Source organism: Sporosarcina sp. OR05 (assembly GCF_041414805.1).
Classification (GTDB): domain Bacteria; phylum Bacillota; class Bacilli; order Bacillales_A; family Planococcaceae; genus Sporosarcina; species Sporosarcina saromensis.
In genome coordinates this window covers 1-12,905 of sequence record NZ_JANKJL010000011.1, presented here as the reverse complement: position 1 = coordinate 12,905, position 12,905 = coordinate 1, and the positions used below count along the sequence as shown (strand labels likewise).

The 12,905-nt window shown below is 41.8% G+C and carries 11 protein-coding genes; 6 read left to right on the top strand and 5 right to left on the bottom strand.

The window, feature by feature from the left end:
• The first annotated feature begins 55 nt into the window (after positions 1 to 55).
• From NRI27_RS13885 to NRI27_RS13865, 5 genes are all read left to right on the top strand, one after another.
• Entirely contained in the window at positions 56 to 724 is a 669-nt protein-coding gene (locus NRI27_RS13885; protein WP_371391264.1) for a response regulator transcription factor, read from the top strand.
• Positions 721 to 2,139: a sensor histidine kinase gene (locus NRI27_RS13880; RefSeq protein ID WP_371391263.1), complete on the top strand. Its 1,419-nt coding sequence runs from the start codon at positions 721 to 723 to the stop codon at positions 2,137 to 2,139. The genes NRI27_RS13885 and NRI27_RS13880 overlap by 4 nt, the downstream gene beginning before the upstream one ends.
• A 129-nt stretch (positions 2,140 to 2,268) precedes the next feature.
• Entirely contained in the window at positions 2,269 to 3,657 is a 1,389-nt protein-coding gene (locus tag NRI27_RS13875; RefSeq protein WP_371391262.1) for an FtsX-like permease family protein, read from the top strand.
• Between the two features lie 12 nt (positions 3,658 to 3,669).
• Entirely contained in the window at positions 3,670 to 4,329 is a 660-nt protein-coding gene (locus NRI27_RS13870) for an ATP-binding cassette domain-containing protein (protein WP_085427813.1), read from the top strand.
• A gap of 527 nt (positions 4,330 to 4,856) precedes the next feature.
• The gene (locus NRI27_RS13865; RefSeq protein ID WP_371391260.1) at positions 4,857 to 6,995 is read left to right on the top strand and encodes a type IA DNA topoisomerase; all 2,139 of its coding nucleotides are present in this window, start codon (positions 4,857 to 4,859) and stop codon (positions 6,993 to 6,995) included.
• Positions 6,996 to 7,116: 121 nt separating this feature from the next.
• Here NRI27_RS13865 and NRI27_RS13860 read toward each other — a convergent pair whose 3' ends face one another.
• From NRI27_RS13860 to NRI27_RS13840, 5 genes are all read right to left on the bottom strand, one after another.
• The gene (locus tag NRI27_RS13860; protein WP_371391259.1) at positions 7,117 to 7,506 is read right to left on the bottom strand and encodes a hypothetical protein; all 390 of its coding nucleotides are present in this window, start codon (positions 7,504 to 7,506) and stop codon (positions 7,117 to 7,119) included.
• 75 nt (positions 7,507 to 7,581) lie between these two features.
• On the bottom strand, positions 7,582 to 8,961 hold the full coding sequence (locus tag NRI27_RS13855) for a sensor histidine kinase (protein WP_371391258.1): 1,380 nt from the start codon (positions 8,959 to 8,961) through the stop codon (positions 7,582 to 7,584).
• On the bottom strand, positions 8,958 to 9,629 hold the full coding sequence (locus NRI27_RS13850; protein WP_371391360.1) for a response regulator: 672 nt from the start codon (positions 9,627 to 9,629) through the stop codon (positions 8,958 to 8,960). The genes NRI27_RS13855 and NRI27_RS13850 overlap by 4 nt, the downstream gene beginning before the upstream one ends.
• Positions 9,630 to 9,632: 3 nt before the next feature.
• Entirely contained in the window at positions 9,633 to 10,448 is an 816-nt protein-coding gene (locus NRI27_RS13845) for a YihY/virulence factor BrkB family protein (protein ID WP_371391257.1), read from the bottom strand.
• A gap of 261 nt (positions 10,449 to 10,709) precedes the next feature.
• Positions 10,710 to 11,390: an ankyrin repeat domain-containing protein gene (locus tag NRI27_RS13840; protein ID WP_371391256.1), complete on the bottom strand. Its 681-nt coding sequence runs from the start codon at positions 11,388 to 11,390 to the stop codon at positions 10,710 to 10,712.
• A gap of 147 nt (positions 11,391 to 11,537) precedes the next feature.
• Between NRI27_RS13840 and NRI27_RS13835 the strand changes: the two genes are divergently transcribed.
• Entirely contained in the window at positions 11,538 to 12,059 is a 522-nt protein-coding gene (locus NRI27_RS13835) for an imelysin family protein (RefSeq protein ID WP_371391255.1), read from the top strand.
• Positions 12,060 to 12,905 lie beyond the last annotated feature (846 nt).

Sequence of the window (12,905 nt, the reverse complement as noted above, 5' to 3'; positions counted from 1 at the left end):
ATCCATTGATAGTATGATGATGTTGACGAAATACAGCAGAAATGAGGAATCGACAATGAAAAAAAAGATTTTATTAGTAGAAGATGAGGAAACGACACGAGAAGGCATTGCCGAATATCTCACAGTGAAAGGGTATGAAGTGGTGGCTGTAGAGGACGGCGAAGACGCGATTCACGAATTTAGCCGCACGGTTTTCGACTTAGTAATTTTAGATATTATGCTTCCAAAAGCGGACGGCTTTGACGTTCTGAAGACGATTAGGGATTCAAACCGGACTTCGGTACTTATGCTAACTGCGATGGACGACGAGTACACACAAATCATGAGCTTCGAGGAACAAGCGGATGATTATATGAGTAAACCATTTTCCCTTGCCGTGCTAGAAAAGCGGATTGAGGCCTTGCTCAGAAGAAGAAGGCCTGATTATAACAGGGAATTATGGATATATGGGGATGGAAAAGTGGATTTCTCCGGCTTTAGTGCAACCTATCAAGAGGAAGCGGTCGATGTAAAACCGAAAGAAATTAAGTTATTGCAGCTATTGGTCGAGCATCCCGGACAAGTCCTTACGCGCAAGCAAATTTTAGACAAATTATGGGATTTTGAGGAGGCACCACTAGACCGTGTCATTGATGTGTATATTAAGAATCTTAGGAAGAAGCTTCATCTTGACTGCATAAAAACCGTAAGAGGCGTCGGATATAAATATGAGGAATCTGTATGAAAAAGCTGAAATTGTTTCCGAAGACCTTCCACTACACGATGGGCATTATGAGCATTATCGTCTTGCTCGTCCACGGGCTCATGTATGTCATGCTCCCCTCTTTTTATCTTGAACAGAAGAAAGAAGAAGTGAATGTGAAGGCGAATGAGCTGATGAGCGCATTGGAGAAAACAAATGAAGCGCAAGCCGTGAAAATCGCCGAGCAATATGCGATCCAGCATAACGTGAATATTACGCTTTTTATTAACGATAAAGCTTACAGATACCAAGGGTTTACACCTATTGATATTTTCTTCGACCCTGGAATGGAAGAGGAGCTATTCGAAATCCCTTCAGAGGTGGAAATCAATACAGCTCAACTAGGCGAAACAGAGTCACCTCAAGTCATCCTTGGGAAGCGTACATTTGAAAATGAAGATTATTTGCCTTATGAATTTCATCTTTTATTAAGCATTCAACCGGTAAATGAGACGAAGCAAGTGGCTTTCAAATTACTTCCTTATTCGATAGCCATCAGCTTTATCATTTCCCTTATTGCTGCCTATATTTACAGTTCGGTCATTACAAGGCCCATCAAAAACATCCTGTCCGCCACAAAAGATATGGAAAAACTAATCAAGGATAGCCATTGCCTTGTCGAAAGCGAAGACGAAATCGGGATGTTAGCAGAAAACATTAACTCTCTATATGACACCTTATGGAATACGATTGAATCGCTTGAACAAAAGCTCAATGATATCAGCGAGGTGGAAAAAGAAAAAGTAGAATTCTTACGAGCTGCTTCCCATGAATTGAAAACACCGTTAACATCCTTACATGTTTTATTGGAGAACATGAGATATGAAATTGGTAAATACAAGGACAGGGATTTCTATTTGGGACAGGCCCAAGAGATGGTAATGGATTCCACCAAAATGGTGCAAAACATATTAAATACGAGCAAATTGCAGACCGTCTCACACGAAGAACAGAAGGAAAATGTAGATGTCAGGGAAGTTTTATTAGAGACAGTCGATTCCTATAAAATTTTGGCGAAAGCAAAAGAAATCCAATTGACCCTACAAATAGAAGATACTTGCTTCATCTATATGAATAAGAATGCTTTGAGAAAAATATTCTCCAATCTTCTAGCGAATGCCGTCAACTATACTCCTAGGGGAAAAAGAATCATACTCCGAATTGCGGAAGGACAGATTTCCATCGAAAATGAATGCACGCCACTTTCAGAGGAAGTATTGGCGCAAGTTTTTAAAGCTTTTTACCGACCAGACTTCAGCAGGAATCGAAAAGACGGTGGAACGGGTTTAGGCCTGTACATTGTAAAAGATATTTTGACACATACAAATCTCCGCCACTCTTTTACGCCGACTGACATAGGGATGAAATTCATCATTGAATGCCCCCCGACTCAATAGGAATAAAGTGATCAAGATAGTTTTGTAGAAAATTCCTCTACAGGCTATCTTTTTTCATTTTCCTGAATTCATATAGGTTTCATATTGCATCTGTAATCTATGTTTTGTAAAGCAAAGGAGGCATTTGGAATGTCAATGATAAAACGTGCATGGTATTACGTCACAAGAAAAAAGAGCAAGTCGCTGCTCATGTTCCTCATTCTGTTCGGAATCGCCACTGCGACAATTAGCGGAATTGCAATTAAAAAGGCGACTGTAGATACGAGAAGCAAACTCAACCAATCGATCAATGCTAGCTTCACGCTAGAAAATAATTTACAGAACAATATGGGAGTTGGTAGCCGTGGCCTGGGGAATGTACCCGCTTCTGCAGTCGAACAGATTAAGTCGATTGACGGAATTACAGAAGTCAATGCAAGGATGCTAGGTGAGGTCGATCTGATTGATTTACAAAAAGTGAAACTTACGAATCCCAGGGTCCAGTATAATGAGTCGCTTGAAGCGTATAAGAACTTCTCCGACTTGGAAGGAATGACAGATTCTTCTTTAGATAATAAATTCATCAGTGGAGTCCTTTCGCTTTCAAAAGGAAGACATATTACGAAAGAGGATACACAGAAAGTGCTAGTGCATGAGGAATTTGCAGAACTGAACGATCTAAAACTGCATGATAAAATTTACGTACAGGCAAGTGTATTATCTTCGGTTCCACCAAACGAAGCTGTAACAAAAGAAAAAATGGCGCTTGAAATTATAGGGTTGTTCAGTGGAAGCAATATGGATAGGGCGACGACAGAGCATGAACTAGTAGAGAATGCCATCATCTCAGATATGCAAACAATTAAGTTACTGAGAGGGTATAACGATACGTCGGCCATCTACCAAAATGTCAACTTCTATCTAAATGACCCGAAAGAGCTGCCCACCATACTTGACAAGGTAGGCAAACTGCCGATTGATTGGTCAAATTACCAAATCACAAAGTCTTCCAATGACTATCCGGCGTTAACAGCTTCCTTGGATAGCATGGATGAACTCATCAATAAGATGCTGATTGGAATTATCGTCATCAGCGCAATTATCTTATCGTTAGTTCTTGCTTTTTGGGTGAATGGAAGAATTCATGAAACAGGTGTCTTGCTATCATTAGGCGTCTCAAAAATAAACATCATCACTCAATATGTTGTTGAATTAGTAATTATAGCTGTCGTTAGTTTCGGTCTGTCCTATTTCTCAGGCCAAGCGATTGCGCAAAAGATTGGGGATAGCATGGTTCAACAGGCTAGTGAAGTAGGTGCAATGAGTGCCCAGCAAGATCTTGGAGGGATGCAGCTAGGAGCGGATCCCAATTCGGGTACATTCACAAAAACATTGGACGGTATCGATGTATCCATTACACTCGCTGAAATGGGGTATGTATGGTTCATCGGTGGATTGATCATCTTGCTGTCAGTCAGTATCTCTTCCATCTTTATCATTCGGTTGAAACCGAAAGAAATACTTTCGAAAATGAGTTAGGAGTAGATGAACATGGCAATTTTACAACTGAAAAATGTTTCATATGCATACAAAAACAACAAGAATAAAAAAATATTGAACAGTGTAAGCACGGAATTCGAGAAAGGTGTGTTTTATGCCATCCTTGGTACATCCGGATCCGGCAAAACGACATTATTGTCGTTGCTTGCCGGATTGGATGAGCCACAATATGGCGAAGTGAAATTCACCGGAGAAGATATTAAGGTGAAAGGCTATCGGCATCACCGGAAAAACCAAATTTCACTAGTCTTCCAAAATTATAATTTGATTGATTACATGACGCCTTTGGAAAACTTGAAGCTTGTCAACAAACGGGCTGATAAGCAAATCCTGTTAGATTTTGGATTGGATTTAACGGATATCAAACGGAATGTTTTGCAACTATCAGGCGGGCAGCAGCAGCGTGTCGCGATTGCAAGGGCGTTAGTGACGGACGTTCCGATCATTTTAGCAGATGAGCCAACCGGTAACTTAGATGCAGAGACTGCGGATGATATTATTGGAGTTTTAAAGCAGAGTGCGCATATGCAAGGAAAATGCGTCATTGTCGTAACCCACAGTAAACACCTTGCGAATCAGGCCGACGTGGTTCTTGAATTAAAAAATCAAAAACTTTTGCAACTAGAAAAAACCATGCCAACGCGATTCTGATTGATGAAAATAATCGATTGAAAGAAAACCATGAGGAATCCAAGAGGGATATGCTCTAATGATACTTGTATTGTAAAAATAGGAGAACAAGATTATTGTTACTTATCCGCTGACAAAATGTCACGATTGTCGGTTTTAGATTCCTTAATGCCATTCATTTACGCATAGAATTCGGAAAAGGGCTTTGAGATGAATTTTAAAGACTATATATCAATCTATGAGATTTCAGTTGAGAAATTTAATAAAAATCCAAACAGCGTATACTTTATTAGTAAATTTAAAGAATTAATACAGAGGCTACCAGCTGAATGTAAAATAACATAAATTGATTTAACAACTAATCACCTTATAGAAAAGCACAATAAAAATGTTAAAGAATTATTTTTAAAAGAATCAGTGAATCACTTTGTTAGGAACATATATGTTCTTAATTGGCCTTAATAATGCATTTGGAAACCACCTCCGTATATGCGATAATTCAACTATAAGAACTACTGTATCATCGCAAAAAGAAAAGAGGTGTTCCTATGAAACCAGTTATTGTAGCCGAAAAACCATCCCAAGCAAAAGCCTATGCGGAAGCTTTCACGGTGAAAAGCCGCCACAAAACACATATTGAACTTGCCAATAGTCAACTTTTTCCGCACGGCGCTATTATTACCTGGGGTGTCGGTCACCTTGTCGAATTAAAAGAGCCTAAAGCCTATGATGCACGCTGGAATCGGTGGACACTTGGCAGTTTACCGATTTTACCCGATCGCTATGAATTTCAAATTGCGAAAGGCAAATATGCACAGTTTCAAGCGGTGAAAAAATTTATTTTATCAGCTTCAACAGTGATTAATGCATGTGACACAGATCGCGAAGGATCAAATATCTTTTACAGCATTTATTACCAAACCGGCGCACACAATCAGAAGATCAAACGGCTATGGATCAACTCCTTGGAAGTGGATGAAGTACGGAAAGGTTTTGCGAATTTGCGGGACAATCGGAAGGACTTAATGTTGTATGAGGAAGCAAAAGCCCGTCAAATTAGCGATTGGCTCGTTGGGATGAATGGATCTCGGCTGTATACGCTGCTTTTAAAAGCAAAGGGCGTTGAAGAGGTATTTCCGATTGGACGCGTACAAACGCCTACTGTGCACTTGATTTACCAACGGCAACGGGAGATTGAGACGTTTGTATCGGAACCGTTTTTTGAAGTTGAAGCAACGTTTACAGCGGAGCAAGGGACGTATAAAGGGAAAGCAAAAGCGAAAGAGCCGAAACGGGAGATTATTCAAGAGTTGTTAAGAAGTCATGGCATTCGACCAGATTCACCCGGTGTCATTTCCTCTGTTACGCATACGGATAAACGGACGCCGCCACCTCAATTGCATGCATTATCCACTTTGCAGGCAACTGCGAACCGTCGATGGAAGACGAGTCCAGCGGATGTATTGAAAATCATGCAAGGGCTTTATGAGAAAAAGCTTGTTACGTATCCACGGACGGATGCGAGACATATTACGCCAAACGAATTTGCGTACTTGAAGGACCAGGTCGGCGATTACCAACAGCTCATTGGCCATTCATTCCCTGTTGCCTCTCTTGCACCGAAAAAGCGCTATGTTGACAGTTCGAAAGTCCAGGAGCACTATGCGATCATTCCGACGAAGAAGATTCCGACACAAGCGGTGCTTGGACGCCTGTCTCCTCTTGAAAGGAACTTGTATGAAGAAGTCGTCCGGACGACGCTTGCGATGTTCCATTCCGATTATTTGTACACGGAAACGAAAGTAACGACGGATGTGAATGGACTAGCGTTTTTTACTACCGGAAAAACGGAACGTGATTTAGGGTGGAAGGCTTTATTCCAACGGTCGAAAGATGAAAAAGACGAGCCCTCTTTGCCGCCACTGCGCAATCAGGAATCCGTGCAGAGTGCGATCGACATCAAAGAAGGCAAGACGATGCCGCCGAAGCCGTATACAGAAGGGCAACTCATCGCGATGATGAAAACATGCGGGAAGCTTGTCGACGATAAAGACGAGACGGATATTTTGAAGGAAATTGAAGGATTGGGCACTGAAGCGACACGAAGCGGGATTATCGAGACGATCAAAAAGCATGGTTATATTACCGTAGCAAAAAACATCGTCTCCATTACCGCAAAAGGCCGTGTCCTTTGCCAAGCGATTGAAGGCAACTTGCTTGCGAGCCCATCGATGACTGCGAAATGGGAAGCATACTTGCGAAAAATCGGTAATGGCGAAGGAACCGGACAACATTTTCTGGAAAACATCGAGAAGTTCCTTGTTAAGTTATTGGAAGAAGTACCACGGCAGTTGGAAGCAACGCCGATCGATGCATCACTTGTACCGCCACGGCAATCTAAATCACGCGGTTCCTACCAAGCAGCCCAAGTAGCCCCTTGCCCTCATTGTAAAACAGGGATGATTATTGCGCATAAATCCTTTTACGGTTGCAGCAACTATAAAAACGGCTGTAAACAGACGTTTCCTGGCATATTTTTGAAAAAGAAACTGACGCCCGCCCAAGTGAAATTGCTCTGTACGAAAGGGAAAACGAACGTCATCAAAGGCTTCACTGCCAATAACGGCAACCAGTTCAGCGCAAGCCTTGAATTGGAGAACGGCAAATTGAACTTAGTATTTACGTAAGCCATCCCACGAAAAACCGACCTCTCCCTAGTGGAGAAGGTGGGTTTTTTGTCCATTTTGATGCCGGGCCTCGAAATTATTCAGAGTGTTCCTAATTGTGTTGGGGACAGGCACCGTTTTTTTAGTTCTTTTTAACTAAAAATGTGACGAGGATGAAGAGGGCGAAGCTGAGTAATAATACGCTTCCACCAACAATATAGAAGATTAGAGAAAAGGTTTCGTTGAGGCCGAATGGTTGCATGAATTGGAACCACATGCCTGCTGTTAAGCCGATGGAACCGATGATGGCAGTCCATCCGTGAACGGCAACCAACTTTTTCGCACGTACTTGATAAAGCTTATAAAATACGCCCCATGCAAAGACGGACAACCAACCGACGACGAGAATGTGTGCGTGTATTGGACGGAACGCGTAAGATCCTGATCCCGCCATATGTGAACCTAAAAATGCACCTATTAAACCAAAAATTGCTGAAATACGTATTAAACGTAAACTCCATTTTTCTTGCATTGTCAATTCCTCCTGTATCATTCATGTCTTACTTATAGAATACATTCCCAACATGAACGGAATATGAACAACACATTACAAGTTTGGTAGTGTGACCGTAAAAGTCGTTCCTACACCTTCTTCACTCTCAACTTTCACGGACCCTTTATGCAGCTGCACAACCTGATGGACGATGGATAACCCGAGACCGGTCCCCTCAATGTCCCGCGTTCTTGAATGATCGACACGGTAAAAACGGTCAAAGAGCCGACTTAAATGTTCTTCTGCAATACCCATTCCTGTATCACGTATACGCACTTCCACAGTATCCAACTTACTTGTCAGTCGAATATCAATCTCCCCATCGGACTGTGTATACTTTAACGCATTTGACAACAGATTCTCCCACACTTTTTCCAAAAATGAAGGGTCCCCTGTAAACTCCACTTCATCCAGTTCCATCGATAACGACAGCTGCTTTTCCTCTAGCAACCACCTAAACTTGCGGACAATCTCTTTTACCTGTTCATCCAGACGGAATGCTCTGCGTCTTAACGGAGATTCAAGTTGATCTAAAGAAGTCAATAACAATAGTTGTTTTGTCAATGAAGACAAACGCTCCGTCTCAGATTGAATGACTTTTGCATAACTGCTTCGCTTATCAGGTGAAAGTTCCTCATCCACAAGTAATTCTGCAAACCCTTTAATATTCAGTAGAGGTGTTTGAAAGTCGTGAGATACATCACTAATGAATTCCTTGCGCATCCGATCATTTTCACTCAACCGCTCCGTCATCCGTTGAAAACTTTGCGCTAGCTGCCCGATTTCATCTTGTCGATTAATATCAAGCGTCCCTGAAAATCGCTCTTCTCCAACCTTTTTCGCAGCGACCGTCAATTTTGTAATCGGCTCGATCAACTTTTTCGCGACAATTAACATCGACAACAAGCTGACAATCGCCATGACGATCACCATACCCCCTAACAAGTAATGCACTTCCGTAAACAATAGTTTAATATCCGGTCGCATGAAAAGGGCGTAAGTCGTTCCTTCATATGTGAAAGGCACGCCAACCGTATTGGCCAGTTCATCTGAAAAGAAACCGGTCATGAATGTTTCTGTTTTCAAGTCACGCATACCGTGATACAGTTTGCCGTCCAGTACTTCTTGAATTGATTGCTTGTCCAAATTCTCAACTCGGAACGGAGCCCCAAACTCCATAACCTTCCCCTGTTCATCGGCAACAAAGATTTTATATCCCGCATCCGCTTGTGTCTTAAAATAATTCCGTAGATCGCCGTGTTCATCCGATTCAATATATGATGCAATCGACAATGCGATGTTCATATTCTTCGTGTCGTTCTGCCCTTTTAATTGCTGATGGTAATATGTATTTACTACAAGAAATGCGATAACCGCGCTCGTAATCATAATGCCTAGCGTGAACGTCAAAAACTTCCCATACAATGACCTCATGATGAAACCTCAAGCTTATAGCCGACGCCCCTCACCGTCGAAATCTTAATCGCTTCAGGAAGACCTTCCAGCTTATCCCTTAATCGTTTAATGTGTACATTCAATGTCTGTTCATCCCCCTCATAGTCAAACCCCCATACACGTTCAATGAGGAAATCTCTTTCAAACACATGATTCGGTTTGGAAGCGAGGACAGACAACAACTCAAATTCTTTTAATGGCAACAACAATACCTTTTTGCCAATTGACACTTCATAGCTTTGTCGATTAATTTTCAATGGACCAACTTGAATATGCACATCGACCGCTTTGTCATACCGACGTAAAATTGCATTGATTCGAAACAACAGTTCCTTCGGTTCGAACGGCTTTACAACATAATCATCCGAACCCGCCAAGAAGCCCCTTTCCTTATCCTCCAGTTCCCCTTTCGCCGTGAGCAATAAAACCGGGATATCCGCTTCGGCACGAAGTCTTTTCGTCAATTCATACCCATCCATCCCGGGCATCATCACATCCACGACAGCCAAATCCGGCAAATCTTCTTCCAACAGTTCAAGTGCCTTCACACCATTTGCTGCTTTCATTACATCATATCCCGCTTGCGATAAGTGGATAGTCACCAGCTCCACGATATTCGGATCGTCATCCACAACAAGAATCCGCATCATTCATCTCCCCTTCCTACTTAATGACCTACGCCACTCCGAGTTCAACAGTCCCGAAAGCATTAAAATCACTGCGGTCAAATAAAACCACAACACAAGTAAAATAATACCTGATAACTGTCCGTAAATTTTTGTATAGTCGAAATTTGCAACGTAACTTCCAAAAACAAGAGAAAATAACTGCCAACCGAGCGCAGAAAAGACCGCACCAGGCACGACTTCCTTCACTTTCATTTTACCTGTCGGAACGACTTTGTAAAACAATAGGAAGAAGAGAAATAAAAACAGCGTACCTAATCCCCATTTCACATTCGGCCAAATATACAACCAACCTTGCCACTGCTCGACAGTATCATAATACGTCACAACTTCACGCAAAGCCCGCTCTATTAATGGTAAAAACAATGAAGATGACAACACCAGCATGAATAAAAACGTCACCCCTAAATCGCGAATCAACACTTTCCAAAACGGATACTTTCGAACATACCCATTGGCCAGATCAAGCGATCGCGCTAACGATTGCACCGCCACAGATGAAATCCAAAAAGCAATGGCAAGACTCGTATATAACACTTTCCCCTGCACTTTATAAATGATAGCCCGAACATTTTGTTCAATAATCGAATACGCTTCACTTGGCGCAAACGGTTTAATAAAAGCGAGAAACATCTCTTCATCCACTGGTAAATAGCTAACGAGGGAGAAAAGAAATATGAGAAAAGGAAACATGGACAACAATAAGTAATACGCCGTCTGTGCCGCCTGGTCAAAAAACCGATCTTTGAAAAATCGCTTAATTACATTAACGAAAAGCACCTTTTCCCACCTCCTGTCATCAATATACCCTATTCTTGCCGTAGAAATAGAATGCCCCAAAAATTTTCGAAACCGTCCTGATTTTTCGAACGCCATACGTACGTTTTTAAGCAACCAATTTTTAAAGTTACTCCTTTCGCCAAGTTCAAGTTGTTTAGCAACACCACGCATTTCTTAGCTCTTCATTGACACCAAGTTGTTTTACAACACCAATAAACAAAAAAAATCCCGCGCAAGTGCCCGCGCGAGATGCATGTAACCTTATTTTCCTCCTGCTTCAAGAAGCAGCTTCTCAATCCCCACAAATCCTTTTGCTTTCGCATGTTGCAACGGCGTCACACCATCCGAGTCAGGAATCGTAACGTCTGCCCCATGCTCAATAAGAATAGTGATAATTTCCTGCTGCTTTTCATTGCCATCATTCAAGATAACGGCTTCCATTAACGCTGTCCAGCCTAAATTGTTCACATGGTTCACATCAACAGTCGTTTCCTCCAGCAACAACTTGACTGTCTCCACATGCCCACGCTCCGCCGCAGGAATCAATGCTGTCCCTCCATACCGATTTACAACCGTCGGATCTGCCCCTGCAGCAATCGTAAGCTTTAATATCTCCATATACCCTTCAGCGCCTGCATATAAAAACGGACTGTTTTTCATATCGTCCTGTAGATTCACATCCGCACCCGCATCAATCAGTGCCTTTGCCACATCCACATTACGCGCATACGTCGCTATCATAAGAGCCGTCCGTCCCTTATCATCCTGCGCATTCACATCGACACCTGTATCAACCAATTGCTTAACTGCCTGCAAATCGCCCTGCTCTGCAGCGATAAATAATGAATTCATTTGCCCATCCTCCTCTTTATTCACCTGTGTTTTTGAACAACCTTGTAACACAACTACAAATACGAGTACTGCTAGTAATAGTCTTCTCATCTACTACTTACCTCCTTCTGTCCATTCTAAATCATTACGAACTAGACGCAAAAAATTCAACTTTCTTCCTGCATTTTCTATTGACAAATTAGTGAGAATGATTATCATTGATAAAGTAATTTATTTACTTTAGAAAGAAGGATTTCTATGAAAACAAAATCACTTATGTCTGTATTGTTAGCTGGTGGTATGTTAATGGCTGGCTGTACAAATTCAGATACAAAAACAACCGTCAAACAAGAAACAACTTCCATCGATTTGCAACAAGAACTAGATGCATATAAAGACTTCGCATTGGAACAGATGGATCAATTCGTCATCGAAACAGAGAAATTTGTATCGGCTGTGAAAAACGGCGAGGTGGAAAAAGCGAAAACGATTTATCCGTTAGCACGTATGTATTTTGAGCGATCTGAACCGATTGCTGAAAGCTTTGGCGACTTGGACCCACGGATTGATGCGCGCCTTGCAGACCTACAAGACGACGGTAAAGGAGAAGAGGACTGGTTAGGTTACCATAAAATTGAATATGGCCTTTGGGTCGAAAACACAACTGCCGGTTACGAAGCCGTCGCAGACCAATTGTTAAAAGATGCTAAAGAACTGCGTGCTCGTGTAGAAACGGTTGAAGTGACGCCGGACTTTGACTATGTTCCAACTACTGTTTAGCCCGGCTTAATAGCTTTTGCGGTGTTTGAGCTCGTTATGCTGTTTTTCTTTTGCTTTTGCCCCGTTTGAGGGTCATTATGCCGCGTTCCTCTTGCTTTTGCCCCGTTTGAGCAAAGTATGCCGCGTTCCAACGAATTTTGCGGTGTTTTATTCCATTCCTTTGATCTATCATTACACCTAATAGCTTTTGACAATTAAAAGGAGTTATTGTGGAGATATAAACGATAGAGGAAAAACTATCAAAAGTCCTCTATACACCTCTTACTTATATAGAAAGCCGCATAAACTGTTCAAATGCGGCATATTTCGCCAAAACGCGGCATACTACCGACAAACGGCTCATAGATCCATCATTCGCGGCATAACCTTCCCAATCGCCGCATACTTGCCCGAAACGCCTCATAACCCTTATAGAAAGTATCCTCTAATTTAAACATTAGACTAGTGGAGATATTAGGCAGTTGTCCTATTGCTGATCTCTTCCATTCCTTCAAATTAAATTTATTAACGTAGCTAGTTTCCTGATCTATTATTGCACCTGATAGCTTTTAACATTAAAAGGAGTTATTGTGGAGATTTTAACCGCAAACTAGAAACCTATAGAGGAAGAACTATCAAAAGTCCTCTAAACACCTCTTACTTATATAGAAAGCCGCATAAACTGCTCAAACGCGGCATACTCCCGACAAACGGCTCATAAATCCATCATTCGCGGCATAATCTTCCCAATCTCCGCATACTTGCCCGAAACGCCTCATAACCTATTAAAGAAAGCAGCCACCTTTTGAAATAATCTTCATGTTCAACCGCCGTTTTAAAAATCTCCTAAAAACACAAAAAAACCAG

Excerpts from the sequence above, each read along its gene's own strand:
- NRI27_RS13850 (WP_371391360.1), bottom strand. The coding sequence starts at position 9,629 with ATGCGGATTCTTGTTGTGGATGACGATCCGAATATCGTGGAGCTGGTG.
- NRI27_RS13885 (WP_371391264.1), top strand. The coding sequence starts at position 56 with ATGAAAAAAAAGATTTTATTAGTAGAAGATGAGGAAACGACACGAGAA.
- NRI27_RS13870 (WP_085427813.1), top strand. The coding sequence starts at position 3,670 with ATGGCAATTTTACAACTGAAAAATGTTTCATATGCATACAAAAACAAC.
- NRI27_RS13855 (WP_371391258.1), bottom strand. The coding sequence starts at position 8,961 with ATGAGGTCATTGTATGGGAAGTTTTTGACGTTCACGCTAGGCATTATG.
- NRI27_RS13880 (WP_371391263.1), top strand. The coding sequence starts at position 721 with ATGAAAAAGCTGAAATTGTTTCCGAAGACCTTCCACTACACGATGGGC.
- NRI27_RS13840 (WP_371391256.1), bottom strand. The coding sequence starts at position 11,390 with ATGAGAAGACTATTACTAGCAGTACTCGTATTTGTAGTTGTGTTACAA.
- NRI27_RS13875 (WP_371391262.1), top strand. The coding sequence starts at position 2,269 with ATGTCAATGATAAAACGTGCATGGTATTACGTCACAAGAAAAAAGAGC.
- NRI27_RS13860 (WP_371391259.1), bottom strand. The coding sequence starts at position 7,506 with ATGCAAGAAAAATGGAGTTTACGTTTAATACGTATTTCAGCAATTTTT.
- NRI27_RS13865 (WP_371391260.1), top strand. The coding sequence starts at position 4,857 with ATGAAACCAGTTATTGTAGCCGAAAAACCATCCCAAGCAAAAGCCTAT.
- NRI27_RS13835 (WP_371391255.1), top strand. The coding sequence starts at position 11,538 with ATGAAAACAAAATCACTTATGTCTGTATTGTTAGCTGGTGGTATGTTA.